The following is a 25197-nucleotide window of genomic DNA, read 5'->3' as shown; positions in this document are numbered from 1 at the left end:
AGTGTTAATAATATTGGAGGATAAGATGAGTTACTATAGTGAAGAAATAGAAATGAAGGCTCAAGATGTAAGAAAAATTACAGGAGTCGATATGGAAAGAGACATTAATATGATAGAAATATTAAATGTCTTAGGTATTGTACTCAGAGAAAATGTATTTAATGGTGCAGAAGGTACATTTAGCAATGATGACGATAAATTTGTTATAACTTTATCAAAAAGATATGACGAAAATAATCCTAGAGATAAATTTACATTAGCTCATGAATTAGGCCATTTATTTTTACATTATGATCCAGAAAGACCGGAGCTGATTTATTCTAGGAAAGGGACTGGTAAGATAGAATATGAGGCAAATGAATTTGCGGCTGCTTTTTTAATGCCTGAGGATATATATAGGCAGGTTATTATGGAAAATTGCAGTGCAGATCAGGTTGATATCTTAGAGGTAGCTAGAGAATTTGGAGTTTCTAAAGATGCAGCTGCAAATAGAGGGAAGTTTTTGGGTATTCTAGCATGGTAAACGACCCTACATCTTCAAAGTTTTCGGAAATGTATGCGAAATACAAAGAATTAGATACCGAATCAGATAAAGAGGTGAAAAAAAAATATAAAGAGGATTATTCAGGGTTTTATGTATTTTTTTCATTTGATATTGTTAATTCTACCTTATATAAAAGTATAGACTCTAATTGGCCAAATGTTATTACTGATTTTTATGAGCAAGCAATTAGTAGTGTGAAATTCAACTTTGATAGTTCTACCATATTCCTTCCTTGGAAGTTTATTGGTGATGAAGTAATATTTTTTGGGATAATTAGAAATACAATGGATTTATTGTATGTTCCTACAAAAGTAAATTTGACTATGAGACAAATTAATGATTCCATACATAAAAATTATCCAGAATCTAAAGGATTATTGAATATCAAATCAACTATCTGGTGCGCTAATGTTGAACAAATGAAGGATGAAGGTGATCACCCTATTGGTAAAGGCGTGAATTACCTCTATACAAATACTAATAAAGATAGTCAATATTCTGTAGGTGAGTATGATTTTTTTGGCTCAGAGATAGATGCTGGCTTTAGGTTAGCGAAAAACTGTGCAAAGAAGAACCAAGTACTAGTCAGCACTGAACTAGTTTACATAATCTTATCCTTAGCAGAAAAGACTGAGAGTAATGATGAACGTATTAAAATTACTTCGAAGTACAAAATAATGAATTTTGAAAAATTAAAGGGAATATGGCATGGAAGAAAGTATCCGGTAATTTGGTATAGGGAACAATGGGAAGAAGATGTCTCAGATTATGATGATGATGATGATTTTGATTTCTATAAAACTTACTATCAGCAGAAGGATGCCAGTACATTAGTATATCTAGATAAGGTTCTGCGAGATGTTGGAAAAAAAGAAATAGTATTAAGTTGTATTGATATCATAAAAGATTCGTCAGAAGATGGTGCGCGTATCTCTGCTACTACTCAATATATAAATCATTTTGCAGAAATTCATTTAGCCATGATTATCTTTGATAATAACTATAATATTTTATTGATGAAGAGAGGAATCAACAAAAGCAAACCAGGGAAGTATGATTTTGGTTGTGTAAATTTAACAATTTCAAAAAAAGTTGATGAAGAGTTGCTTGGATATTATTCTAACTTTTTAACTGATGAAAGGAGTATTACCATTGTTAAAGATGAAGTTGGAGAGCCCACTCCTCTCGGAATATACAATTACACAAGAAAAAATGGCCGAAATGCTAATGGTATAATCTTTTGTGCAAAATATGATGGAATTTTTAATCTCTCAGCTATTAATAGATATGATGGATACGAAGAATTTTGTATAGAATCAGTTGACAAAATTAATTCAGGTAATATTGATTTATTTAAAGGAAGCGTTGAACGCATAAATAAAGCGAAAGAATTATTAGATCTCGATTCACAATAAAAGCTCACTCTTGCAACAAGAGTGAGCTTTTATTGTGAATTTTGACGAAATATTCGTTAATATAAATCCTATTAAAATGTTCTATAAACATATGGATTACTTGGTTTATTAACTTTTTCTGATTTGTTTACAAGAACTGTTGGGAGATTTCGTTTATATGGGGCAAAGTACTTGCTTTCGATTGTTCCCTCTACATGAACCCAAGTATTGTTTTCATACTCTTCTTTTTCATCTAGCATGAGTCCAAACACTCCGGAGTCGGCAATACAGTGGATTATTCCAAAGCGGAATAAGAACTGATATTTTTGTCCGTCTAGTGAGTTATTATAAATGAAGCCTGTAAATGAAACCTTTTTCCCGATAAATTCACTTGGGAAATTATAAATTAATTCCATGGCTTCCATGTAATTTTTTTCATCAATTTTTATTTCGTCAGAATCCTTATATTTTGCTAGCGTCTTTTTCATCAATTCATCGTAATCCGACTTAGTGAAGTAGGAGCTAGTGTTAGGCTGAAGATACTGGATACTTGTACCATCATCACTGGTTCCAGATTCCTTATCAAGGGGAAAAGTAAATCCTTTGCTATCTACAACTGAAGCATCTAGTGACTTGTAAGGGATAAACAGACAAATCAGAAGTGGGGTAGCTAGTAGGAGATATGAAAAAGCTTTTTTGTACTTAGCTTTGAAGCTTTCTTTATCTGGTTTGTTATTTGATTTTACCCAATTAATCAGTTGGACAAGGGATAAGATAAAGGAAAGAATCATTGAAAGGATTGCTAGGTAACTGTAGTGAACGTTGATATATTGATTTAGCTTTCCTGTGGCCATGAGATACATCATGAGCTCGAAATAGCCTGATAATATGAGAAATCTAATCATACGAATACCTCCGCAAAAATGATGGTGGCTACTGTGACTATTGCTATAAATTGAAGGGTGAATTTAGGCTTGAAGAAGCGATTCATCATCAATAAGTTTTTAATATCAACAACTGGTCCAAATAGTAGAAAGGCGATTACTGGAGCCGGACCGAAGAGCCCTAGAAGACTTGAACCGATAAAGGCATCAGCTTCTGAACATAGTGACATGATGAAGGCTAAAAGCATCATCAGTAAAATTGCCATTAGCTTATTGTGGCTGATATTGGTGATGTAGCGTGTTGGAATATAAATTTGCATGATACTTGCTATTGCACTACCGATAATTAGATAGCGACCAGTATCAAAGAACTCATCAATGGCATGACTTAGAGCATCCCAAATTCTATGTCCTAGATTTTCTTTATGGTTTGTATCGTGTGTATGATGGTGGTCATGGCTATGACTGATTTCTATATCACCTTCTTTAAGGATGTCCCCGTTGTAAATGTAAGCGATGAATAGTCCGACGATTGTAGCTATTAAGATTGCTCCAAACATACGAAGGAGGGCAAAACGCCATGAATTACCAAAAGCGATATATGTTGCAAAAAGGACAACTGGATTTACGATTGGAGCTGCAACCATGAAGGGAAGAGCTGTGTAGCCAGGTATTCCTTTTGCCATCAGTCTGTGGACTATTGGTACAATACCACACTCGCATGAGGGGAAGAAAAATCCTAGGAAGACACCAAAGAAAATTCTTAGGACTTTATTTTTAGGTAGTATTTTGTTTATAAACTGAGGTGTTAAAAAGACTTCCAGAAATCCTGAAACGATTGACCCCAGTAAAACAAAAGGAAGTGCTTCAATAATGATTGACATAAAAATTGTCGCACATTGAAGCACCCCATATGGTAAATTGTTAAGCATTTGTATCTAAATCCTTTTTATCATCTGCATCAGGTTTTTGCTCAGTTTTAACTTGAATATTTGCATCTTTTTGAGCTTCAACGACTTTATCAGTTTTTGTATTTAAAAAATCATCTGGAAAAGTAGCAAACTCGCCAAGTACTTTTTCAAGGTCATCTCTTTTTTTGTATGTTAGTCCCATGTGTTTCTCCGTTCTTTGATCAATTATTATTAAATAATACTACTAAAGTATTAAAAATTTCTTAATTTAAATATACAAATTATAATTATTGTTTAAATTAGCCTATTTATCCTTACGAGTGAATAGGAAAAACAAACCGATAATTATTAGTGATGGCACAATAGCTTTCAGAAGCCCCAAAATTACATCCGACATATAGTCACACCTCGTTTCTTATTAATATTTTATCACTAACTTGTAAAATATGGTAAAATAAATTGCTATGGAAAAAAATATTGAAAAAATCGCACAAAATTTATCTTTAAAAACAAGTCAAGTCGAGACTGTGTTGCAACTTACTCAAGAAGGAAATACAATTCCTTTTATCGCCCGCTACCGTAAGGAAATGACAGGTAGTCTTGATGAGGTGCAAATTAAAGAAATCATTGATAGCCATAATCAGCTTGAAAAATTAGATGAGCGTAAGGCAACAGTTCTTGCAAAAATCGAGGAGCAAGGGAAACTTACGGATGAGCTACGCGCTCAAATTGAGGCATCTGAGAAACTTCAAGAGGTTGAAGACTTGTATCTTCCTTATAAGGAAAAACGTCGCACGAAGGCTACTATTGCGCGTGAGAATGGACTATTCCCACTAGCTAAGCTAATCATGCAAAACGTTCCTAATATCGAGGATGAGGCTGAAAAATTCGTAAATGAAAATGTAAAAGATGGCAAGGCTGCATTAGATGGAGCACTGGCTATTTTAAGCGAAGCTATCAGCGAAGATGTAAAATTAAGAAATTGGACTTTGTCTGAAATTAAAAATAATAGTCGTATTGCTTCAAAAGTTAAGGATGAAAGCCTTGATGAGAAGAAGGTCTTCCAAATGTATTATGACTTTGATAATGACCTTTCAAAACTTCCAAATTACCGTGTTCTAGCCCTTAATCGTGGTGAAAAATTAGGTATTTTATCAGTTAAATTTGAAAATAATGATGAGAAGATTGAGCGTTTCTTTGAAACTCGCTTCAATGCTCGAAATAATAAATACCTGTCTTTAGCAATTAAAGACAGTACCAAAAAGAAAATCATTCCTGCTATGGAAAGACAAATTAGAAGTGAAATCACTGAAGCCGCTGAAGATTCTGCTATCAAGGTCTTCTCTGAAAACTTACGTAATCTTCTTCTAGTTGCTCCTTTAAAAGGTAAGGTTATCTTAGGTTTTGACCCTGCTTTCCGTACAGGAGCAAAACTTGCTGTTGTGGATGAGACTGGGAAGCTTTTGGAAACAAAAGTTATCTATCCAGTTAAACCTGCTAAGGCTAGTGAAATTGAACAGGCTAAAAAAGATTTAGCAGCTATTATCAAAAAATATGGTGTTGAAATGATTGCCATTGGTAATGGTACTGCATCACGTGAAAGTGAATCTTTTGTTTCCGAAGTTATTAAGAATGAAAATCTTGATGCTTACTATGTAATTGTTAATGAGTCAGGAGCATCAATTTACTCAGCTAGTGAACTTGCACGTAAAGAGTTTCCTGAGCTTACTGTTGAAAAACGTAGCGCAATTTCTATAGCACGCAGATTACAAGATCCACTAGCAGAGTTAGTTAAAATCGACCCACAATCAATCGGGGTTGGACAATATCAACATGATGTTAGTGATAAGAAGCTTGCTGAAAATCTAGACTTCGTCGTTGAAACAGTAGTTAACCAGGTTGGTGTCAACGTAAATACCGCTAGTCCGGCACTTTTAAGCCATGTATCTGGTCTTAATAAAACGATAGCTGAAAACATTGTTAAGTACCGCGAGGAAAATGGCGCTCTTGCAAGTCGTAGTGAAATTAAGAAAGTACCGCGCTTAGGTGCTAAGGCGTTTGAGCAGGCAGCTGGTTTCTTGCGTATTCCTAACGGGAAAAATGTTTTGGATAATACGGGTGTTCACCCAGAGTCTTATAATGTTGTTAAGAATCTTTTAAATGATTTGAAGATAAATGATTTAGACGATGATGCACGTAAAAAATTAGAGAATATCAATTATCCTCAAATGGCTGAAAAACTTGAGGTCGGTCAAGAGACTCTTCGTGATATCGTGGCAGATTTGATGAAACCTGGTCGTGATATGCGTGATAGCTTTGATGCACCAGTTTTAAGACAGGATGTTCTATCTATCAAGGACCTTTCTATCGGTCAAAAATTAGAAGGTGTTGTACGTAATGTAGTTGATTTTGGAGCGTTTGTTGATATTGGTATCAAAGAAGATGGTCTAATTCATATTTCTAAAATCAGTAAAAACTTCATTAAGCATCCATCAGAAGTGGTGGCTGTTGGTGAAATAGTAACTGTCTGGGTTGATAAAATCGATAATGAACGTGGTAAGGTCAACCTAAGTCTGTTAGACCCACGAGGTTAATAATGAATACTGTAAGTTGGCAGGACTTTAATCTTCAAGAATATGTTGAAAAGGTATCGCTTGAAGATTTTGGTATTGCTTTTACAAATCAGGCATACTGGAATAATCGCTTGAGGACAACAGGTGGTCGCTTTTTCCCAAAAGATTTCCATCTAGATTTTAATCCAAAAATCTATGAAAAATTTGACTTAAATGTCTTTAGAGGGATTGTAAGGCATGAACTCTGTCATTATCATTTATACAAGGCAGGGAAAGGGTATCGACATGCGGATAGAGATTTCAAAAATCTTCTAAAGGCGGTTGAAGGCTTAAGATATACACCGACTTATGACAGACCGCAAACTCCCATTTCCAGTCAACATAAGTATATATGCACCAAGTGTGGACAAGGATATGTCAGAAAAAGAAGAATAAATACAAGAAAATATGTCTGTGGTAAATGTCGAGGTAGATTGAAGGAAATATAAATAAAACAGGTGGATTCTAGTCGTGAACTGGAATTTACCTTTTTTATGATAATATTAAATGAAAGCGTTTTAAAAAGTGTCTTGGAAAATTATGTTTGTATATATTCTCTTAAAATTTAATTAAGTAATAGAAAAAATATACGGGGAGAGCTAAATGAGTATAGAAGAAGTTGAAAAGCAAATACAAGTAATAAATACTTATCTAAGTAAGTGTTTGTGGATGGATTTTGAATTTATAAGAATGGATGGTGGAGATATTGTTATTGCAGGCAGAATTGATACTTCATATGATGAATTTGCAATCAATATAGAATTTGGCACACCTTTCTATATTTCTAGCCTGTTGTCATGGCACCTAGATGATTCTAAACTATTTATAAAACTTATAGTTGGAGAAGAGAAGCAAAAAATTGATGATGAGTATCAAATTGAAAAGGGGAATTACATTTTTACTATCAATGCTGAAGGTTTCGGAACAGCTCCGATTGTGATTGCAAGCAAAAATATTAAAGTAGAAATTGTAAATCAAAATCCATTTTAAAAACATTACTGTATAATTTTAATATTACGAAAACCTCGTGTTATTATTACATAGGTAACCGTATATGTTGAAGAGAAGGCAATAAAAGGAGTTTGGTGGTAGGTTGTACATTACAGAAAAACAGTGACTGTAATTTGAATATATTGGGAATGTTAAGCGTATTTCAGAGGCTAATATCGTTAGGTCGCACTTCTATATAAAAATAGGGATTGTGAGTATATAGAAATATCAAGTTTGTCTGAGTACTTTGAGACAAAAAGGCACAGGTAGCATGTTAGTTAGAAATCTTGAATTTGGAGGGAAAGTAAGGGAAGGAGTAATAATAATTTCATTTGGGGAACAGAGGGGAGATTTTACTTTAAATGTTCAAAAAAATGATTGGATTGATAATACTATAACTAGAATGGTATGGCTTTCTAGACTCATGAGGAATTTGAGATTACAGGATTTAACGGGAATGATATAATGCTTTCTGGCGCAGTAGATAATACATTGGGGGAGTACGACATCCAGATAAAATTTATTGAACCCTATCATATAACATCATTTATGGAATGGCATTTAGATGATTCAAAAAAATTTATTTCTTTAACAAATAAAGAACAATACTATGAATTAATTGGGAATTCATGGGAACCTGATGAAATAAACTTTGTTTTCGAAATAAATACAGAGGATCAAGAAGATACAATAAAAATAGTCGCAAATGGAATTGAATGTATAATTTTAAACGATGAACCGTTTTAAAATATAATTTGTATTACTCTCCATGCTTTTGATTATTGAAATATATTTTTAGTAGTAAAAATGAATGTTATATTAGTAAGTGAGAGCATGATTAAATTCGAGTAAGAATTCAGAGAAGTATTGTCAACAGTTGTAGAATGATAGTACGCAAAATTATTTTATGATAAATAATAGAAAAGGAGCTATTATAGATATATTTGTTGAGGAATTCAATGTTTCCATAATAGTGGAAATACCTGAATCTATCATTAAATAAGGATATATCAAATTGAAGATGGTTCTTTTTATGGTTTAACGAATGTTAAAATAAAAAGAAAATTCGTCGGATATTTTGAATATCTATAATTAAAATATGAGAAATTTTTATATTATTAATTTGTATACGGTAAAGTTGGTTTGTAGTTTTAATAAATAGTTTTGAAAAACTACATCTCAAAGGAAATTAAATAATTAAATGGTATTATTAACCTAAAAGTCACGACTTTACTAAAAGTGAAAATATGCTTATTGATAGTATACCAGCACATAAGGAGTTGATAGCATTGAATGAAATTAATGAAATAATTCGTAGCGCTAAAAGTTTAGGTATAAATATTAAACTTTTAGGAAAAGAAAATTCTCAAGTGATAATAGAAAATGTTATAGAGAAATTTTCTCCTTATAGATTAACGGGACATGTAGCTATATCTAATGACTCTATGAAACTTGACACAGATTCTAATGAATTCATATTTTCTAAGTACTTACCAAAGGGCAAAGGATACATATTTTTTGAACAGGATAATTCAAAGCAATCTAAATATTGTATTGAAATTGAAAATATACAGCTTTTAAGTCAAATTCTTGAGGAGACATTTGGTATGGAATATTTTGTGACCAATGATAAATATGACTATCTTATTTCGGTAAATTGGTATGTAATTGAATTAGTTGGGCCTCAAGAGTTTTTAAAAGGGTTTAATTCGCTTTGTAAATTATGATTTTTATAACCCTATAATGGAAATTGAATTATTCCTCAAGAAAAACAATACTACCGTGTCTTAGAAGATTGATTTGAAAAAAAATAACTTATTTAGATTCATTAAATAAAATAATGTAAAGAGATTTTAATTAATACAGAAGTATTGTAAAGGAAAAATCAGGTACCTATCACTGAATAAATCAGTAAGTGAGTATCTGCTCTTTTATGATAAGATTAGCATATTGAGTATTGAAATATTTTTTTAAAGTTTCTTGTAACGAAATTTCTGAGCAATTTTAATTATAATGATGTTCGTATATTGTTGTAAATAAGGATTACCAGCAATTACTGAAATGCCAGATGCTCTTAATATAAAAAAATTGGGTGGTAAATAATAATGAATAATAGAGAAAAGTTATTTCAAGAAATTAAATCAACTGCTATAGAGTGGTACGAAGAAAATGACTCCATTTTTAAAAGTAATAATATAAATATTGATGTCTTACAGGATGGGAAAGATAGTTTTGTTGTTATCTTTGACAACGGGGTTTCTATGGCTGAATTAGTTGTAGAACAAGCTATATTTACACCTTATAGATTTGTTTCGTTTGAAGTAGCTACTATTGAGAATGATAGGACAAAAATATCATATAGTTGGTATGATAATGAAAGCACTTCTAAAAAAGAGCTAAAGGAACAATTAACGAGAGGAATTACTTATTTTATCAATATATAAATTTTTTGAGATAAAAAATTACTTGGTCATATTATTATAATTTACCTCGATAAATTGTGATATTAAAATAGGAGAATAGTATATGTGTGAATGGAAAGAACAGTATAAAATTTTTCCAAAAGAGTTACTAGAGAAATCAGAAGATTTAGAGGGCTTGGGAATTTATGCTTATGCTTGGAAATTTTCTGATTTTAAAAAAATTATAGCTTATATTGAAAAAAATAAGAGTTGTAGAATATTAGGTGGGGATGTTTATACATATGAGAAAGATACAATAAATTTATCAAGTAACAATTGGTACATTTCCGATGATAAAGCGATAGATGAGTCTTATAAAATTACGGAAGATTATATTGATAAATTTTATAAAATAAATGGTAATAATTATCTATATTCTGTTGTTTTTAAATAATATTATAATGCTATCAAAATCTAATGAAAAAAAGAATGGAATAAATATGTGGTATGAAAATATTGATTGCACAGAATTTTTAAAAAGACTATATAACGAGATACCGCCATTAGAAAAAATAAATTTAATAAATATAAAGGTACGTGGCTTTTATCCTTATAAAGTAGAATTAATAATAAGATTACCTAAATCAGTCGACTACCCTCCGTTAAAATGGACGGAAAAAGGTTTTAATTATCCTTATATTCACATTGATTTAGCTAATGTTGTAGATGTTTTTCTTGAGCAACATTCTCCTGGCGATGAAATATCAATGGAAATTGAATCAGATGGTAATGATGGTCTTGTTGTTAAATCCTATGGAGATATTTCGTTTGAGATTGTCTCAAAAAATGTAGGCGGCCTAATTCAGAAGATTGAAGGAGGGGATTAGTACATGAAACAAAAAAATTGGTATGAATATCTTAATAAGAGTGATTTAGATAGTTTTTATGATACTATTCCCTTACTAAATGATATTAAAATCTACACTACTGAATTTAATCCTAGCAAAGGTAGAATTGTTATCGAGATTGGATTTAATCAAGAAGTTGATAATAAACCACCCAGTTGGAAGATGCATGGTAGAAAGTTTGTAAAATGTCAGTTAAAATTCTCTGGTATTTCACAATTTGGAATAACTAATGATGTAAATCATATTACAGAAAGTAATTCAATAGATATTAAACAACAGAGTGATGGAATGTTTAGCATAATATCTAAAAGAGAATTAAATTTCAAATTTTTTGCTGAGTCGTATAAAGTAGATGATGTTACGTGGGATTTCTATAATAATTAATATTGAATTAAAAAAATAAAGCAGATACTCCATACTGAACAAGACAGTAAGGCAGTAATCTATTTTTTTATGATAAAATAAATTTGTAACGTATATTACAAACCTTTAAACGAATAGTTTATGAGATATATGACGTTCAGGTTGATGGTGAGGTAATTTCCACAACAGATGAACATCCATTCTATGTAGAAGGTAAAGGATTTACACCAGCGAAAGATCTAAGTCTGGAGATAAGCTAGTCACATCAATCGGGAAAACAATCGCAGTAGACGAAGTTGTCGTAAGAAAGACCAAAGGTACAGTGGTATACAACTTTGAAGTTGAGAATGCTCATACATATTATGTATTTGATATTGGAACACCTAAAGGATCAATATATGTGGAATTTGATGTCAATTCTGATTCTTTGGTTCAAGATGACAACAAATCATGGTCGCAAATACCTGGTCATGGTTCTTCGCTGATAGATTAAATCAATATAAAGGATTGCCTCCAATTATTGAAAGTCCTGAAGCTAAAAATATTAAAAGTTGGTGAAAAATGATGAATAGTAAAGATCTTACGCTTTATGATGCTATATCAATAGTTTCTAAATGGGTTAAAGATAAAGAAACTTATTTTAGAAAAAATGGAATAAAAATTTTTGATATAGTAGAGAGTAAACAATCGTTGAGTATATGGGTTAAAAATGAAAAAGGAATGGGGCGTATCCTAGTTGATGATCCTGGTTGGACCCCATATAGATTTGTATCTATTCATTTAGGTGCAAAAGATATATCTATAAAAGATTATTTTTGGTATGATGACAATAATACGAATAAAAAGGATCTAGAACTGGAACTAGATTATATTACCGATTATCTAATAAATTTATAGTTTAATTATTTATATGAATAACAAGACGAAATTTGATGCTGTTAGGAGTTGTACTATAGAGAAATGAAAAAGTACCAAGCGAAATCAATGAAGAAATATTAAAAATAAATACTTATTAAATGAGTGTTTATGGATGGATTTTGAATATGCAAGAATTGATGATGGAATTTTAAAGATAAAAATAATGCAGGTGGAAAGAAATGACTCATAAATTACAACTAAATTCCGATTGTTTTTGTTGTAACATTGCTTGTACAGGAGAGCAGTTGTTTGAAGTATTAAAAAGTTTTTCGAAAATTTCACATAGTAAATGGTTAGTATCAGATATAGAAGGAGCAACTCATCATGATGTATTTCTACCATTTAACAATGAAAAAATGAACTACTGGTATTTTGATACAAAACAATTGCTTACTGAGGTAAAAAAAATCATTCAGTTTGAAAGTGGAGTATTTTGTTTAATAGAGGGAGAATTGAAAATATATAAAGATGATGAGATTCCTTTTACTGAGGCATCAGAAGAATTACAGCTATCTGATTGTCTTATTGAGGTAAGAGCATTTGATTTTTCGTATTTTGAAGTTTATTCAAATAATTTGGAATACATTAAAATGATATTAAAAAATATTCCAAATAAATCTAGTATAGAATATTTCACGGTTTGATTCAGTGATAGTTGTAGAGACTTTAACATAACGGAGGCTGTTATATAATGTTTTTTATATTGTGAGCTTACCACCATAAAAGAATTAACCATCAGAAAATATGAAGCGATAATTGATTTGAGAAAAAGAAGAATGGTATTAGAGTAATTTAATAATGTTGCTTGAATATGCATAAAAAGGAGTTAATTAAAATGATATGGTAGATACCATATCAGAATAAAGAAGTAAGTGAGTATCTGTACTTCATGATAATATTTATATGTAAATATTGAAAAGATTTTTTAAGTTTTTTTGGAATTGAACTTTCTATCTAATATTAATAATCATAGTGATTATATATTTTTTTTAAATGTTTATGTTTTGGGAAAATAGATGAATCTTTAATAATTAAATAATCCTTTTAAATTTATAAGAAAGAAACGAAAATCTTTTCACTTTATGAAAATATACCATGTTAAGATGGCTAAAGATATGTTAATGCGGAAGTAAGACTTATTAATTCGCATAAACTTGGTAATAAACCAGAAGAGTAAATGGATAGAAATTGACAAGACTGGTTATAAACCAGCTGAAACATCCCTTGATGGGAAATTAAGTAGAAACAAACTAGACAAGAGTGGTATCTCGAATGTCAGAAAGGATGGAGGAAAATAAGGTGAGCGACTATTGCACTGAAATGTTGTATTATTTACCTGTTGCTTCAGAATTTTTTAGTAGTGGTCTTGAGCTATATGCGGAGGGAATGAATTGTAAGTTATCTTGGTGTTTTGAAGAAAATAACAAAGAGAAAAAGACGACTTTGCTGTTTAATACAGTAGCTGGCAGCCAGTATTGCTTACCAATTTTTGTAGTAGACATTTATAATGCTTTTGAACAATTAGTAGAAGTGAAAAATTCTTCTTGGGTTAAAAGGTTTAGTCAAATTAACCCCAAGGATATAAAATATTTTGATTTAAAGCACTATGTTATTTTTTTCGGAGATGATGGATTATATGAATTTTTGGCAACCAATGTTGAAATAATTACTGAAGATGTTAATTTTTAATTGAAAGGTTATTACTTTGAAAGGCGAACTGAATATAATGAAATTTGAGGATATAGATTATAAAAAAATAAGTAAAGAAGTTTCATATGCATTACGTCATGCTCCATGGGAATATGAGCTGGAACTAGATGAAAATGGTTGGGTATCAGTGAATCAATTATTACAAGCTCTCCATCAGTCTAATGAATGGCAGAGTGTAGAAGATGAAGATCTGAAAGTAATGATTGAGAAATCAGAAAAAAAGCGACATGAAATTAAAGAGAATAATATTCGAGCATTATATGGACACTCTATCCCAATGAAAATAAAAAAAGAAGAAGCTGTTCCTCCTAAGTTTCTCTATCACGGAACTGCACATAGTTCTCTCACTGAAATTAAAAAACAAGGCTTATCGTCTATGTCTCGACAATATGTTCATTTGTCTGAAGATATACAAACAGCTAACTCGGTAGGAAAAAGAAAAGATAAAAATCCAATTATTTTGAAAGTTAATACAGAAGAAGCAAGCGCAAAAGGAATAAAATTTTATTTGGGAAATGAGAAGGTATGGCTAGCAGACTACATTCCTTCAGAATTTCTCGAAGTATTGAGGAAATAGTGAAATAAGACAAAAATAGATACCCATATCTGAGTAAATTAGTAAGTGAGTATCTGTTTTTTATGATAATATAAATATATTTAATATTTGAAAATCAGATATTCATAACTGAATAAATCAGCAAGTGTATATCTGTTGTCATGTCCAAAATATAGTCCTAATTCGCAAAAAAATTATAGTTCAAGTCTTTTAAACACTCCTCAATTATGGTAATCTTAAATGTAATTGTCGATTAAATTAAGGAGAAGAAATGCAATTTATTTTAAAAAAGGGTAAGAACTTAAGACTTGTTGATCAAAGTAATGTTAAAGAAGAACTTTCAGAGGCTATTAAGAGCAATCTATCTAGTAAGTATTTAGATGGTGCTGATAATTTTGATGTTGTAGTTTCGGATTTTGAGACTCTTGAGGTTACAGGCGACGATAATCAGCAATACGATAAAATTTCAAAAATTGGTTATCAGTTTGAAGGTTTGACTCCTGAACAAGAAGAAGTAATGGCTAAACATGGATTTTCTGATAGCAATGTACTTATGGCAAATCTTAACGTAATTATAACTCCTCTTAATTCTGGTTTACATGTTGTTATGTATTCAACTCCAAACTGTATGAAATGTAGAATTACTAAACAAAATTTCGCTAAATCAATTAAAAATGATGAAGGTATTGATGTAAGTTTGACTGTTCAAGATTACTATAAAGATAATGTTGATGAAACAAATGTTATTGATATTTTAAGTGAAGATGAAAATAAGAAAAATTGGTCACTTTCAAAAGTAGAGAAGATTAAAGAAAAATATGGTGTGAAATCAATGCCGCTTGTGAAAATTGTTGACAATGATGGACATACAATTGACTTTTGGTCAGATATGGATGTAGCTGCTATTAAAAAGTGGAAAGAAGCTACTAAGAACGCTAAAAATTAATTTTTAGGGAAAATATTTAATATTTGAATGATATCAAGCAATATGTTCAACATAGCTTGGTATCTTTTTTATTGTCTTTTAGTTTATAATTTTATATGCTAAAATTAGGTATTATGCTTATCTAAGTCATTATTCATAGGTAAGAAGATATGGAAAATATTTTATTATGGAAGAAAAATATGAATAACAAATATAATAGATCGCTTTTAAGGCAATTACAGAACTTTTTGTTTGGTAAGGCGAAAAAGAAATCTCCTTTTTTAGCGATATTGGTCGTTCTTGCCTTTGCATTAGCCTTTTACTTTTTAAATGAATACGAAAGTAAACAACCTCCGGTCGGAAAAGATAGTCCGCAGTATGAAGAAGTTGAGAAACCTAAGAAGGAAAAAGAGGTTGTTCAATCAGCTGATGATGAATCACTTTTAAACCTAAAATGGGATGGTACAGTGCAAAATATTGCAATACCAGTCAATAATAATAGATCCACCTTTACTGATTCCGATCTTAAAGAGGATGGAAGTGAAGATTTTTGGGTTAAGTTTTCTAAGCGTGATAAGTTAGGCAGAGCTCAAGAAGCAAATGCTAGACTTAATCGGGATACTTATATGAAGGTTAAATCTATTCAACGTCCGAGAATTCCGCAAGGTAACGATCCTGTGGGCTGGCGCTATAGAGGAAAATCTAACAATGGTCAGATATACTTTGATGGTGAAAATCAAGCTCTCTATAATAGAAGTCATTTGATTGCTTGGATGTTTATAGCAGATGCTGGTAGTATGGAGAACTTGGTTACAGGGACCCGTGCTTTTAATAATCCAGGTATGAATTATTATGAAGGTAAGATTTCTAATGCCTTGTATTATGGTAAGACTCACATTCGCTATCGTGTTACACCAATATATTCTGGTAATGAGCTTTTGCCTCGTGGAGTACAGATGATGGCTAAAAGTATTGAAGATAATGGAAAGACTTATGATTTAAACGTTTATGTTTTCAATGTACAACCAGGTGTTGAGATTGATTACTTAACTGGACAAAATAGCGTTCAGGAAAAATAATATTAAATATTGAAGTTTAATTCTGTTTAAACATTTAACAGTCACCTACGCACCTTGATTTACGGGCTTCATCTCCTAAAGTTTTCAACACAAGTGCATTTGTGCCTTTTAACGATGTTCAAAGTTAATAAACCACAAATTTCCTTGTGCTCAAACTTTTAGCAGTCGATTCAGCACCTTGATTTACGGGCTACGGTTCCTAAGATTTATCTCACTATTTCGCTAGCAGCTCCAAACTGACGTTTGGAGTTAATGAACTGCTATCTACATTGTTCGTAAATCTTTAACAGTCATCTACGCACCTTTTTTAATTTCAGTCCATGGACTGATTTTTTTATGCTTTTAATTTGGCATAATGTATACATACCTAACAGGAGGGAAAAACAAATGAACAAAAAAGAAAGAATTTTAGATTTGATGCGTCGTGGAGTTATCTCAAACGAAGAAGCAATCGAACTACTTGAAAACTTAGAAAATAAAAATAAAGAAGTAAATACTGCAGGAACAGAAGATATCTTTTCTGGATTCGATCCTTCAACATTCTTTGATGGAGCAGATTTTGATAAAATAAATGATGAATATTCTTCTAAAAGTGAAGAAGATAAAAAGAAAATAGAAAAAGAAGCAGCAGATTTTGCTGATACTTTAGGAGAAGCCTTCAAAGGATTTGTTGGATGGGGAAATGAACTATTCGACAGTGTTAAGAGCAAAGTTGATGACAACTTTGAATGGAAGGGTGGAACTTTCAAAGTAAAAACTACTAAAAAATCTGAAAGTAGAACAATTGATAAAGACATCCGCGCAATTAACATAGCATCACAAACAGGAGATGTAGAAATTGTTAAAAGCTCTGATGATAAGGTTAAAATCGACTTTGATTTTGAAGTATTTGGTGTAGATGATCCAGAAAAATTCATTGAAGAAAATGTAACGGTTACTGATGATGCAGGAATCCTTGATATTAATATTTCAAGTAAGCGTATCTCAGCAGACATGGTGATTAGCTTGCCTGCAAAACGTTATGATTCACTTACAGTTAATACAATCAACGGAGAAGTAACAATTTCATCTTCAATTATTGACTACGTAAGAGTTTCAACAATCAATGGAGATTTAGATACTGATGATTTATCTTCTTCTATTGCTGAGCTAACTACTAAGAATGGTGATTTGAAAGTTACAGATGGTAATTTTACTGACCTTAAGGCAAGTACAATCAATGGTGATATTCGTATAAATGCTGATTTTGAAACAAGTGATATTTCGTCAGTTAACGGAGCTATTCGTATGACTCCAACACTTAAGGCTAAAAAAGTTACTGCTAAGAATGTTAATGGTGATATAAAGATGTCAGTTCCATCTAAAGCAGGAATTACAGGACTTGCTAAAACTTCATTTGGTAATTACAAGACTCGTCTTGAATTAGATAATCCAGTAGACATTGGTAAGAGTGGTGTTGCCCTTGTACGTAAGGGTGATGATGTAATCACATTTGATATTGAATCAAAAATGGGTAGCATTTGGCTTAAAGATGCTGAATAGATAAGTTAAAGAATGCAAATAATTTGGACCAAGCTATCAATTGTTTAAAAACAAGAGATAGCTTGCTTCAATAAATAACTAAATAACACTTGAAATAAACAAGAAAAATAAGATATTATAGATATAGACAAAATAACAAGAAAGAGGAAAATCATGCCAAAGAAAAAACTGACAAAGTCATCTACAGATAAGGTTTGGTCAGGGGTTCTAGGAGGGATTTCAGAATATTTCGGTCTGGATTCAACTTGGGTGAGAATTGCCTATGTGGTTCTGTCAGTTTGTTCTTCTGGCTTCCCAGGCATTACCCTTTATATACTACTCTCAATAATAATCCCTAAATCAGAAAATCAAAATACAAACCATCGAAACTTCGATAGTTTCAGTGGAAATTACTATGATCGAAACCAAAGAGATAGATATAATAATTCTGAACGTAAAAGAAAAGATGCAGAACCAATTTATCATGAAGATGAGGATGATTGGGCAGACTTTTAATATATAATGACCAGCTGCGGCTGGTTTTTTAATATTAAATGGTAGGCTGATGAAGTATATTAGAATCTTTGAAATAATTAAGAAATCTATATTTCAATCAGTAATGGAATTATAAAAGCATTTTTCAGTTCTGAACTTTTAAAATTAATATTTTTTGAGGTATAATATAATTCATAAGATTAAGATATTGGAGGATTATAAAACATGAGTAATAATGATTTTTTGGACGTAGTTGTTAATCGTCGTTCAATTCGTAGATATAAAGATAAAAAGATAGATAGACAAGAAATTTTAGATATTTTAAATTTGGCTGTTAAGTCACCAAGTAGTAGAAATATGCAACCTTGGGAATTTGTTGTTGTTGAGAGCGATGAAGCAAAAGATAATTTGTCACAAATGGTCTACTCAAACGTTCAACAAATTAAAACTTCAAGTTTTGCTTTGATTATTTTCTCGCGCCAAATTCTTGAGGATAATATTGAAGTAGTAGCTGAAGGCGAAGTGGTGAGTGGGAACTTTCCTGCCGAAAATAAGGATGAGTATGTGGCCTACATGAAGAAGAGTTATGCTTCTATGGATGATGATTCTAAAGCACATATTGCGACTTTCGATGCTGGTCTGTTAACTGCAAACTTTTTAAATGCTGCAAGACATTTCGGTTATGATACTAATGTTATTGGTGGTTTTGTAAGAGATCAAGTTAAGAACGCTTTTGCACCTGCTGATAATTTGAATCCAGCTATTGTTATTAGTGTGGGTATTGCGAATGAGGAAGGTAAAACAACTTATCGTATTCCTGCTGAAGATATCACAAAATTTGTTTAATCTTGATAAATAGGGGTCAAGTGACTCCTTTTTTGCTATAATAAACATAATAATGATAAGGAGAACAAGAATGTCTGTAACTGTTCGTGATTTAGTAAAAAAGATTAAACTACAAGTCGTTCAAGCAACTGATGAGGCTTTAGAAAGAGAAGTTACTACTGCTGATATTTCACGCCCAGGTCTTGAGATGTCAGGGTATTTTGATTATTACACCCCAGAACGTATTCAACTTTTTGGGATGAAAGAATGGTCTTATATGATGAAGTATACTAGCGATAATCGCTATGACCGTTTAAAACAAATTATTACGCCTGAAACACCAGCTGTAATTGTTGCGCGTGGTCTTGAAATACCTAGTGAAATGTATGCCGCTGCTAAGAAACAAGATGTCGCCTTACTTCAATCTAATGAAGTAACTAGCAGATTATCTGCAAATCTTACAACATATCTTATTGAAGCTTTAGCAGAACGCCATACTGTCCATGGAGTACATATGGATATTTTTGGTACAGGTGTCTTGATTCAAGGTGCAAGTGGTGTTGGTAAGAGTGAAACTGGTTTAGAGCTAGTTAAACGCGGACACCGTCTGATTGCGGATGACCGTGTTGATGTTTATCGTAAGAACGAGTTTACTCTTATGGGGCAGCCAGCTGATGTTCTTAAACATTTAATGGAGATCCGTGGTGTTGGTATTATTGATGTTATGATGCTTTTTGGTGCAGGTGCTGTAAAGGACTTTGGAGAAATAAATCTTGCAGTAAATCTTGTACCATACGAAAAAGGTTATCAATATGATCGTCTTGGTAATGGAACAAAATCAATTGAACTTGCAGAAGTGAAGGTTCCTCAAATTGAGATTCCAGTTCAAACTGGTCGAAATATATCAGTAATTATTGAAGCAGCTGTTATGAACTTCCATGCTAAAAATATGGGATATGATGCTACTGAAAATTTTGTTAAAAATTTAAATACTTTAATCAAAGAAAATAGCTAAAAGTTAGGAGGAATGATGTTTTTAACTATTAATCCAATCGCTTTTAGTTTGGGCCCCATCCAAATACATTGGTATGCTCTCTTTATAACATTGGGTGCCGTACTTGCAGTAGTTCTTGCCATGCGAGAGGCTCCAAGAAAAAATATTAAACCTGATGATATTTTGGACTTTATATTAATGGCTTTTCCAATTTCAATAATTGGAGCAAGATTATATTATGTTATCTTCGAGTGGTCATATTACTCAAAGCATTTATCTGAAATATTTGCAATTTGGAATGGTGGTTTAGCCATTTATGGTGGTTTGATAACGGGCTTAATTGTTTTGATAATATACTGCTACTATAAGTTTATTAATGTTTATGATTTTCTAGATGTAATAAGTCCTGGTATCTTTTTGGCTCAGGCCATTGGACGTTGGGGGAATTTTGTTAATCAAGAAGCCTTTGGTAAGGCAGTAGATAATTTGAATTACCTGCCAAAGTTCATTCAAAATCAAATGTTTATTGACGGTCAATATAGAGTACCTACTTTTCTTTATGAAAGTATCTGGAACCTTATAGGATTTATCATTATCATAATATTGCGTCGCAGACCAAAATTTATGCGAAGGGGTCAAATTTTTGCCTTTTATCTAATTTGGTATGGAATAGGTCGTTTCTTTATTGAAGGTATGAGAACGGATAGCTTAATGCTTGGTCCGATAAGGGTTTCTCAGATTGTATCGATTCTTATTTTATTGGCGGGTATTGGTATAACTATTTATCAATCAAAGAAAAAAGAAAAATATTATCAAGATTAAAAATATTTTGTTATAATTACTGTAATTTAGTTAGCGCAGTAGCGCTTTAGAAGGAGGTTTTTGTGGAACAAATAGGGTTGGGGCAAATAGCTTTGCTTATTATTGCAATTGCGTTTGTTGTCCTAGTAGTATTCTTAGTACAATTCATTAATAAATTATCTAAATCAGTCGATGAGGTTACAAAATCTGTAAATCTTTTAACTACTGATGCAAATCTTTTATCGAGTCAGGCTGATCAAATCTTGGCAAAAACAAGTGTTTTATTGGATGATGTTAACGAAAAAATGGTAACGATTGATCCGGTATTCCACACAGCAGCCGATCTTTCAAATAGTGTGTCAAATGTGAACGAAAGTGGTCAAAACTTTGTTTCACGCTTTAAAACAGAGTCTTCAAATATTGGTAAAGCTGGATCAATTGTAACTGTTGGTCGAGCAACAAGTAAACTTTTAAGAAACAATAAAAGAAAAAACAATAAGAATAAGAAGGAGCAATAAAATGGCAAAAAAATCTGGATTTCTAGCAGGAGCACTTCTTGGTGCAGCACTTGGTGCAGCGGGAGCATACTTAACAGCCTCTAAAAAAGGTGAAGATCTTCGTGAAGACCTCTTAGATGAGTTCAATGAATACAAAGAAAATCCTCAAGCAAAATTTGCTGAACTAAAAGATGCTGCTATTGATAAAGCATATGATGCTCGTGATCTTGCTGAAGATAAATATGTTGAATTACGTGAAGCTATTGAAAACGGTGATATCTCAGTAGATTCAGCAGTAGGCTTTCTAAACGCTAAAAAAGAAGAAGCTTTTGAACGCTATGCTAAAGTCAAAGAAAACTTAAATTATTCTGAAGAAGAGTTACGTGAAGAATTTGAAAAAGCTAAAGATGATTTTGACTACCAAATTGACATCACTGATATTCTTGATGATGTTGAAGATAAAGCAAAAGACGTTAAAGATGATTTAGCTGATAAGGCAGAAGATGTCAAAGATGCAGTAGTTGAGAAAGCTGAAGATATCAAAGAAGATGTTGAAGATGCTTCTAACAACTTTTAATTAATCAATTGAAGTAAAATGGACTAGCCATAGGGCTAATCCATTTTTATATTATTTATTTTTTATAAAATAAAAAAGGCCTAAGCCTTTTATTATTAGCGTGCTGTACGTTTACGAGCAGCTTTTCTACGATTGTCTTCAACGAATGCTTCTTTTTCTAATTCAGGATCAATAACTTTCTTTTTATAAGTTAACGCACCAGTTGCAGCAATAGCTACGCTTGAAGCAACACCAGCAAGAACACCTTTAGTAAATTTTTTCATGTTAAGTACCTCCGTTATTTGTTATGAGAATATTATAACATATAATTTTTCTGAGGGCACTTTATAAGGTATAGGACTATAGGATGAAATTGGGAATTAACAGAGGAGTTTAGTCATAATTCTTTAGTTTAGAAACAACTCTAATTAATGGTATAATACAAATAGTAGCCATATTTATCGGCATAAAAATAATTAGTTGGAAAAATAAATGAAAAATAAAGTAATAGTAGTAGCAGGTCCAACCGCAGTGGGGAAAACAGCCCTAGGTATCAAACTTGCTCAAGAATTTAATGGAGAAATAATCAATGGTGATTCCCAGCAAGTTTATAAAGGACTTGATATTGGAACAGCCAAAGCCAGTAAAGAAGAACAAGAACAGGCTCCTCATCATTTGCTGGATACCAAAGAAATAACAGAGAACTTTTCTGCTCATGATTTTGTAGCAGAGGCTAATATATTGATAGAAGATATAATTTCGCGAGGGAAACTTCCTATCATCGTTGGTGGAACAGGACTTTATCTTCAAAGCCTGATAGAAGGCTATCATTTGGGCGGTTCAGATAACCATGAGGCAATGAGAAAGCGACGAGTAGAACTTGAAGATTTAAGTGATGAAGAGTTGGAAAAATTGTTTAACTCTTATAATCTTTTTGTTCAAGAACCTAATCGTAGGAGACTAATTAGAGAAATTGAGAAGTTTGAGCTAGGTAGTGATTTAGAGAATCAAGAATCTCCTTATGAGTTTATGCTTGTTGGTTTAAATATGGATAGACAAACTCTATATGACCGAATAAATTTACGTGTCGATATTATGACAAATATTGGAATCCTTGAAGAGGCAGAAATGCTATACAAGAAATTTCCTGACGTACAAGCTACTAGAGCAATTGGTTACAAAGAATATTTCCCCTATTTTGATGGACATATTGATTTAGAGGAAGCAACAGAAACTGTTAAGAAAAATACTAGGCATTATGCCAAAAGACAAATTACTTGGTTTAAAAATCGTATGAACATTGATTTTTACGACGTATTAGATAATGAATTTCCTAATAATGTCTTGAGAGATGTTGATGAATTTTTGAACAAGGAGGATAGAAATTGATAGAAACAGAAGTAAAAAAAGAACGGGTTGCTATCGTTGGTGTAGAGACAGAAGCTAATTATAAGACTTTCTCCGTTTCAATGGATGAGCTAGCAAGCTTAGTAACAACTGCTGGTGGTGAAGTAATTTTAGACTTTACTCAAAAGCGTGAACGTGCTGATGGTCGTTACTTGGTTGGAAAAGGAAAACTCGAAGAAATTAGGCAAAATATTGAAGCAGATGAAATTGATACTGTTGTCTTTAATGAACGATTATCTCCTAGACAAAATATGAATCTTGAAGAGTACCTAGGAGTTAAGGTAATTGACCGTATGCAGTTAATTTTAGATATCTTCGCTGCGCGTGCAAAAAGTTATGAAGGTATGCTACAAGTTGAACTTGCTCAGCTTAAATATATGTTACCTCGTTTGGTAGGAAAAGGAATTGCCTTAAGTCGTCAAGCAGGTGGAATTGGAAGTCGTGGACCAGGTGAAAGCCAACTTGAAATGGACCGTCGATACATTAGGACTAGAATTGAAAATATTGAAAAGGCTCTTAAGAAAGCTGAAAAAACTAGACTTAATATTCGTCAGAAGCGTCAAAAATCTGGTGTTTTTCGAATTGGATTAATTGGATATACTAATGCTGGTAAATCTAGTATTTTTAATGCCTTAACTGATAAAATTCAATATGAAAAAGATGAGCTATTTGCCACTTTAGATGCAACCACTAAAGATTTTAGTTTAAAGGATGATTTTATAGCAACCCTGACTGATACTGTAGGATTCATTCAGGATTTACCAACAGAATTAGTTGATGCATTTAAGTCTACTCTAGAAGAAAGTTCAGATGTTGACCTATTAATACATGTTATTGATGCATCTAATCCTGACCATGAAATACATGAAGATACAGTTAAAAAAATTATGTCAGACCTTGATGTGTCTGATATTCCAGTTCTGAATGTATATAATAAGGCAGACCTTACTGGCAATGATTTTACGCCAACGGTTTACCCACATATTTTAATATCTGCAAAAAATAAGGATGACATTAAGAAGTTGAAGGAAACTATTGTTCAGTTGCTACAAGAGGTATTTGTGCCGTTTACAATTAAGCTTCCATACGCGGAATCTTATAAGTTGCCTGATTTGAAAAAGATTACCTTACTTGAAGAGGTGGATGAACTGGATGATTCCTATAAAATCAAAGGTTCAATTGCTAAAAATCAAGAGTGGAGGATTGAAGATTATGAGCACATCTAAATGGATTGATTTGGGACTAAAATATGGTGGATACATGGAGATGGACAAGGTTCTTTTAAGGAATTCGCTTGATAGGTTGTCAACAGATGAGGAGAAACTAGCTTTCGTTACACCACCTGCTAGTGTTGTGAATGCCTATTTTTCAGAGCTTTATCAGAAAAAAGACTCGGAAGCTGCTTTAGATTATTTTCTTGATTTAAGTAAAGCTTTGGGAAATTTTAATGAAAATCCTAGTTTTCAACAGGAGGGACAAGTAGACTATCCTTCATATCGTTTTATTCGCTTGAATTTGCAAGGTATGTCCTATGGTTTTATCTTTAAGAATGAAGCAGGAGAGGCCATTGCTTTCCCAGAGAATAGTGAAATGCTAGCTAAGGAAGAAGTTATAATCCAGTTAGCAACATTATTTCCATCATACGCTGTGAATATGGATGAAGGTAAATCTAATATTGAGTTGGTACCAGTAAAATATTATGATGAAGAGCCTTTGAATAGAAAGGTATTACCGCAGTTTCCAAGTTCGGTAATTATTTATTATAAGTCATATTTGGTAATTGAATCTGATAGATTAGAAGAGATAAAGAAACTTTCTCAAATAGTTGGTCAGGATTGTGATAAAGTGCTACAATATAGTCAAGAAAAACTTAGAGTCTTTCTAAAATCGTAAACAATTACGGGG

Annotated in this window: 33 protein-coding genes; 29 read left to right on the top strand and 4 right to left on the bottom strand. The window is 32.0% G+C overall.

What is annotated here, in order from left to right:
• The first annotated feature begins 25 nt into the window (after positions 1-25).
• Complete coding sequence (locus BG261_RS10845; RefSeq protein ID WP_070793342.1) at positions 26-523, top strand: ImmA/IrrE family metallo-endopeptidase; 498 nt, start codon at positions 26-28, stop codon at positions 521-523.
• Positions 517-1959, top strand: a complete 1443-nt coding sequence (locus BG261_RS10840) for a hypothetical protein (RefSeq protein WP_070793341.1) — start codon at positions 517-519, stop codon at positions 1957-1959. Before BG261_RS10845 ends, BG261_RS10840 begins: the two co-directional genes overlap by 7 nt.
• Positions 1960-2030: 71 nt before the next feature.
• On the opposite strand, the gene BG261_RS10835 is transcribed toward BG261_RS10840, so the two are convergent.
• Genes BG261_RS10835 through BG261_RS10825 form a run of 3 tightly spaced genes read right to left on the bottom strand, consistent with a single transcriptional unit; the run spans position 2031 to position 3935 of the window.
• Positions 2031-2843: a TIGR03943 family putative permease subunit gene (locus BG261_RS10835; protein ID WP_070793340.1), complete on the bottom strand. Its 813-nt coding sequence runs from the start codon at positions 2841-2843 to the stop codon at positions 2031-2033.
• Positions 2840-3760 carry a permease gene (locus BG261_RS10830; RefSeq protein ID WP_070793339.1) on the bottom strand — a complete coding sequence of 307 codons (921 nt, stop codon included), beginning with the start codon at positions 3758-3760 and terminating at the stop codon, positions 2840-2842. The genes BG261_RS10835 and BG261_RS10830 overlap by 4 nt, the downstream gene beginning before the upstream one ends.
• Complete coding sequence (locus tag BG261_RS10825; RefSeq protein ID WP_070793338.1) at positions 3747-3935, bottom strand: SPJ_0845 family protein; 189 nt, start codon at positions 3933-3935, stop codon at positions 3747-3749. The genes BG261_RS10830 and BG261_RS10825 overlap by 14 nt, the downstream gene beginning before the upstream one ends.
• Positions 3936-4197: 262 nt before the next feature.
• On the opposite strand from BG261_RS10825, the gene BG261_RS10820 reads away from it, so the two are divergent.
• The 24 genes from BG261_RS10820 (at position 4198) to BG261_RS10710 (ending at position 21906) form a co-directional block, all read left to right on the top strand.
• A complete protein-coding gene (locus tag BG261_RS10820; RefSeq protein ID WP_070793337.1) occupies positions 4198-6327 on the top strand; it encodes a Tex family protein in 2130 nt (709 codons plus the stop codon).
• A gap of 2 nt (positions 6328-6329) precedes the next feature.
• Positions 6330-6794 (top strand): SprT family protein, encoded by a 465-nt coding sequence (locus tag BG261_RS10815; RefSeq protein WP_070793336.1) that lies wholly within the window; start codon positions 6330-6332, stop codon positions 6792-6794.
• Between the two features lie 154 nt (positions 6795-6948).
• Positions 6949-7335: a hypothetical protein gene (locus BG261_RS10810; protein ID WP_070793335.1), complete on the top strand. Its 387-nt coding sequence runs from the start codon at positions 6949-6951 to the stop codon at positions 7333-7335.
• A gap of 271 nt (positions 7336-7606) precedes the next feature.
• Complete coding sequence (locus BG261_RS10805; protein WP_070793334.1) at positions 7607-7801, top strand: hypothetical protein; 195 nt, start codon at positions 7607-7609, stop codon at positions 7799-7801.
• Positions 7801-8082, top strand: coding sequence for a hypothetical protein (locus tag BG261_RS10800; protein WP_070793333.1), 282 nt, complete (start codon positions 7801-7803; stop codon positions 8080-8082). Before BG261_RS10805 ends, BG261_RS10800 begins: the two co-directional genes overlap by 1 nt.
• 542 nt (positions 8083-8624) lie before the next feature.
• On the top strand, positions 8625-9062 hold the full coding sequence (locus BG261_RS11315) for a hypothetical protein (protein ID WP_143603397.1): 438 nt from the start codon (positions 8625-8627) through the stop codon (positions 9060-9062).
• A gap of 378 nt (positions 9063-9440) precedes the next feature.
• On the top strand, positions 9441-9779 hold the full coding sequence (locus BG261_RS11590; protein ID WP_070793332.1) for a hypothetical protein: 339 nt from the start codon (positions 9441-9443) through the stop codon (positions 9777-9779).
• An 82-nt stretch (positions 9780-9861) separates the two neighbouring features.
• Positions 9862-10191 carry an Imm40 family immunity protein gene (imm40, locus tag BG261_RS10785; RefSeq protein ID WP_070793331.1) on the top strand — a complete coding sequence of 110 codons (330 nt, stop codon included), beginning with the start codon at positions 9862-9864 and terminating at the stop codon, positions 10189-10191.
• A gap of 46 nt (positions 10192-10237) precedes the next feature.
• On the top strand, positions 10238-10624 hold the full coding sequence (locus BG261_RS10780) for an Imm50 family immunity protein (protein WP_158007206.1): 387 nt from the start codon (positions 10238-10240) through the stop codon (positions 10622-10624).
• A gap of 3 nt (positions 10625-10627) precedes the next feature.
• A complete protein-coding gene (locus BG261_RS10775) occupies positions 10628-11029 on the top strand; it encodes an Imm50 family immunity protein (protein ID WP_070793329.1) in 402 nt (133 codons plus the stop codon).
• Positions 11030-11228: 199 nt separating this feature from the next.
• The gene (locus BG261_RS11700) at positions 11229-11501 is read left to right on the top strand and encodes a polymorphic toxin-type HINT domain-containing protein (RefSeq protein ID WP_083318332.1); all 273 of its coding nucleotides are present in this window, start codon (positions 11229-11231) and stop codon (positions 11499-11501) included.
• A gap of 71 nt (positions 11502-11572) precedes the next feature.
• A complete protein-coding gene (locus BG261_RS10770) occupies positions 11573-11905 on the top strand; it encodes a hypothetical protein (RefSeq protein WP_070793328.1) in 333 nt (110 codons plus the stop codon).
• A 200-nt stretch (positions 11906-12105) separates the two neighbouring features.
• Positions 12106-12570: a hypothetical protein gene (locus tag BG261_RS10765; protein WP_143603396.1), complete on the top strand. Its 465-nt coding sequence runs from the start codon at positions 12106-12108 to the stop codon at positions 12568-12570.
• Positions 12571-13198: 628 nt separating this feature from the next.
• A complete protein-coding gene (locus BG261_RS10760; protein WP_070793326.1) occupies positions 13199-13615 on the top strand; it encodes a hypothetical protein in 417 nt (138 codons plus the stop codon).
• A gap of 37 nt (positions 13616-13652) precedes the next feature.
• Positions 13653-14213, top strand: coding sequence for an RNA 2'-phosphotransferase (locus BG261_RS10755; RefSeq protein ID WP_070793380.1), 561 nt, complete (start codon positions 13653-13655; stop codon positions 14211-14213).
• A gap of 250 nt (positions 14214-14463) precedes the next feature.
• Entirely contained in the window at positions 14464-15138 is a 675-nt protein-coding gene (locus BG261_RS10750) for a thioredoxin domain-containing protein (RefSeq protein WP_070793325.1), read from the top strand.
• A 179-nt stretch (positions 15139-15317) separates the two neighbouring features.
• Positions 15318-16196 carry a DNA/RNA non-specific endonuclease gene (locus BG261_RS10745; protein WP_158007205.1) on the top strand — a complete coding sequence of 293 codons (879 nt, stop codon included), beginning with the start codon at positions 15318-15320 and terminating at the stop codon, positions 16194-16196.
• A gap of 387 nt (positions 16197-16583) precedes the next feature.
• The gene (locus tag BG261_RS10740; protein ID WP_070793323.1) at positions 16584-17738 is read left to right on the top strand and encodes a DUF4097 family beta strand repeat-containing protein; all 1155 of its coding nucleotides are present in this window, start codon (positions 16584-16586) and stop codon (positions 17736-17738) included.
• 153 nt (positions 17739-17891) lie between these two features.
• Entirely contained in the window at positions 17892-18233 is a 342-nt protein-coding gene (locus BG261_RS10735; protein ID WP_070793322.1) for a PspC domain-containing protein, read from the top strand.
• 204 nt (positions 18234-18437) lie between these two features.
• Positions 18438-19058: a nitroreductase family protein gene (locus BG261_RS10730; protein ID WP_070793321.1), complete on the top strand. Its 621-nt coding sequence runs from the start codon at positions 18438-18440 to the stop codon at positions 19056-19058.
• Positions 19059-19128: 70 nt separating this feature from the next.
• Positions 19129-20052: an HPr(Ser) kinase/phosphatase gene (gene hprK, locus BG261_RS10725; protein WP_070793320.1), complete on the top strand. Its 924-nt coding sequence runs from the start codon at positions 19129-19131 to the stop codon at positions 20050-20052.
• A gap of 15 nt (positions 20053-20067) precedes the next feature.
• Positions 20068-20853, top strand: a complete 786-nt coding sequence (gene lgt / locus BG261_RS10720) for a prolipoprotein diacylglyceryl transferase (RefSeq protein ID WP_070793319.1) — start codon at positions 20068-20070, stop codon at positions 20851-20853.
• A 62-nt stretch (positions 20854-20915) separates the two neighbouring features.
• The gene (locus BG261_RS10715; RefSeq protein WP_233278927.1) at positions 20916-21350 is read left to right on the top strand and encodes a DUF948 domain-containing protein; all 435 of its coding nucleotides are present in this window, start codon (positions 20916-20918) and stop codon (positions 21348-21350) included.
• Between the two features lies 1 nt (position 21351).
• Entirely contained in the window at positions 21352-21906 is a 555-nt protein-coding gene (locus BG261_RS10710; RefSeq protein WP_070793318.1) for a YtxH domain-containing protein, read from the top strand.
• Between the two features lie 95 nt (positions 21907-22001).
• Here the strand turns inward: BG261_RS10710 and BG261_RS10705 are convergent, their stop codons facing one another.
• A complete protein-coding gene (locus tag BG261_RS10705; RefSeq protein ID WP_070788391.1) occupies positions 22002-22169 on the bottom strand; it encodes a DUF3042 family protein in 168 nt (55 codons plus the stop codon).
• Between the two features lie 208 nt (positions 22170-22377).
• Here BG261_RS10705 and miaA point away from each other — a divergent pair, with 208 nt between their 5' ends.
• From miaA to BG261_RS10690, 3 genes are read left to right on the top strand one after another with little or no spacing between them, the layout of a single operon-like run.
• Positions 22378-23274 (top strand): tRNA (adenosine(37)-N6)-dimethylallyltransferase MiaA, encoded by an 897-nt coding sequence (gene miaA, locus BG261_RS10700; protein ID WP_070793317.1) that lies wholly within the window; start codon positions 22378-22380, stop codon positions 23272-23274.
• Positions 23271-24518 carry a GTPase HflX gene (hflX, locus tag BG261_RS10695; RefSeq protein ID WP_070793316.1) on the top strand — a complete coding sequence of 416 codons (1248 nt, stop codon included), beginning with the start codon at positions 23271-23273 and terminating at the stop codon, positions 24516-24518. Before miaA ends, hflX begins: the two co-directional genes overlap by 4 nt.
• Positions 24505-25185, top strand: a complete 681-nt coding sequence (locus tag BG261_RS10690; protein ID WP_070793315.1) for a hypothetical protein — start codon at positions 24505-24507, stop codon at positions 25183-25185. The genes hflX and BG261_RS10690 overlap by 14 nt, the downstream gene beginning before the upstream one ends.
• Positions 25186-25197: the final 12 nt, after the last annotated feature.

Source organism: Floricoccus tropicus (assembly GCF_001832905.1).
GTDB lineage: Bacteria > Bacillota > Bacilli > Lactobacillales > Streptococcaceae > Floricoccus > Floricoccus tropicus.
The sequence above is the reverse complement of the archived record's forward strand: the minus strand, read 5'-3'. Positions and strand labels throughout refer to the sequence as shown.

What these genes read in the sequence shown, in the direction of transcription:
- BG261_RS10845 (WP_070793342.1), top strand. Translation starts at nt 26, where the DNA reads ATGAGTTACTATAGTGAAGAAATAGAAATGAAGGCTCAAGATGTAAGA.
- BG261_RS10840 (WP_070793341.1), top strand. Translation starts at nt 517, where the DNA reads ATGGTAAACGACCCTACATCTTCAAAGTTTTCGGAAATGTATGCGAAA.
- BG261_RS10835 (WP_070793340.1), bottom strand. Translation starts at nt 2,843, where the DNA reads ATGATTAGATTTCTCATATTATCAGGCTATTTCGAGCTCATGATGTAT.
- BG261_RS10825 (WP_070793338.1), bottom strand. Translation starts at nt 3,935, where the DNA reads ATGGGACTAACATACAAAAAAAGAGATGACCTTGAAAAAGTACTTGGC.
- BG261_RS10820 (WP_070793337.1), top strand. Translation starts at nt 4,198, where the DNA reads ATGGAAAAAAATATTGAAAAAATCGCACAAAATTTATCTTTAAAAACA.
- BG261_RS10815 (WP_070793336.1), top strand. Translation starts at nt 6,330, where the DNA reads ATGAATACTGTAAGTTGGCAGGACTTTAATCTTCAAGAATATGTTGAA.
- BG261_RS10810 (WP_070793335.1), top strand. Translation starts at nt 6,949, where the DNA reads ATGAGTATAGAAGAAGTTGAAAAGCAAATACAAGTAATAAATACTTAT.
- BG261_RS10805 (WP_070793334.1), top strand. Translation starts at nt 7,607, where the DNA reads ATGTTAGTTAGAAATCTTGAATTTGGAGGGAAAGTAAGGGAAGGAGTA.
- BG261_RS10800 (WP_070793333.1), top strand. Translation starts at nt 7,801, where the DNA reads ATGCTTTCTGGCGCAGTAGATAATACATTGGGGGAGTACGACATCCAG.
- BG261_RS11590 (WP_070793332.1), top strand. Translation starts at nt 9,441, where the DNA reads ATGAATAATAGAGAAAAGTTATTTCAAGAAATTAAATCAACTGCTATA.
- imm40 (WP_070793331.1), top strand. Translation starts at nt 9,862, where the DNA reads ATGTGTGAATGGAAAGAACAGTATAAAATTTTTCCAAAAGAGTTACTA.
- BG261_RS10780 (WP_158007206.1), top strand. Translation starts at nt 10,238, where the DNA reads ATGTGGTATGAAAATATTGATTGCACAGAATTTTTAAAAAGACTATAT.
- BG261_RS10775 (WP_070793329.1), top strand. Translation starts at nt 10,628, where the DNA reads ATGAAACAAAAAAATTGGTATGAATATCTTAATAAGAGTGATTTAGAT.
- BG261_RS10770 (WP_070793328.1), top strand. Translation starts at nt 11,573, where the DNA reads ATGAATAGTAAAGATCTTACGCTTTATGATGCTATATCAATAGTTTCT.
- BG261_RS10765 (WP_143603396.1), top strand. Translation starts at nt 12,106, where the DNA reads ATGACTCATAAATTACAACTAAATTCCGATTGTTTTTGTTGTAACATT.
- BG261_RS10760 (WP_070793326.1), top strand. Translation starts at nt 13,199, where the DNA reads ATGTCAGAAAGGATGGAGGAAAATAAGGTGAGCGACTATTGCACTGAA.
- BG261_RS10755 (WP_070793380.1), top strand. Translation starts at nt 13,653, where the DNA reads ATGAAATTTGAGGATATAGATTATAAAAAAATAAGTAAAGAAGTTTCA.
- BG261_RS10750 (WP_070793325.1), top strand. Translation starts at nt 14,464, where the DNA reads ATGCAATTTATTTTAAAAAAGGGTAAGAACTTAAGACTTGTTGATCAA.
- BG261_RS10745 (WP_158007205.1), top strand. Translation starts at nt 15,318, where the DNA reads ATGAATAACAAATATAATAGATCGCTTTTAAGGCAATTACAGAACTTT.
- BG261_RS10740 (WP_070793323.1), top strand. Translation starts at nt 16,584, where the DNA reads ATGAACAAAAAAGAAAGAATTTTAGATTTGATGCGTCGTGGAGTTATC.
- BG261_RS10735 (WP_070793322.1), top strand. Translation starts at nt 17,892, where the DNA reads ATGCCAAAGAAAAAACTGACAAAGTCATCTACAGATAAGGTTTGGTCA.
- BG261_RS10730 (WP_070793321.1), top strand. Translation starts at nt 18,438, where the DNA reads ATGAGTAATAATGATTTTTTGGACGTAGTTGTTAATCGTCGTTCAATT.
- hprK (WP_070793320.1), top strand. Translation starts at nt 19,129, where the DNA reads ATGTCTGTAACTGTTCGTGATTTAGTAAAAAAGATTAAACTACAAGTC.
- lgt (WP_070793319.1), top strand. Translation starts at nt 20,068, where the DNA reads ATGTTTTTAACTATTAATCCAATCGCTTTTAGTTTGGGCCCCATCCAA.
- BG261_RS10710 (WP_070793318.1), top strand. Translation starts at nt 21,352, where the DNA reads ATGGCAAAAAAATCTGGATTTCTAGCAGGAGCACTTCTTGGTGCAGCA.
- BG261_RS10705 (WP_070788391.1), bottom strand. Translation starts at nt 22,169, where the DNA reads ATGAAAAAATTTACTAAAGGTGTTCTTGCTGGTGTTGCTTCAAGCGTA.
- miaA (WP_070793317.1), top strand. Translation starts at nt 22,378, where the DNA reads ATGAAAAATAAAGTAATAGTAGTAGCAGGTCCAACCGCAGTGGGGAAA.
- BG261_RS10690 (WP_070793315.1), top strand. Translation starts at nt 24,505, where the DNA reads ATGAGCACATCTAAATGGATTGATTTGGGACTAAAATATGGTGGATAC.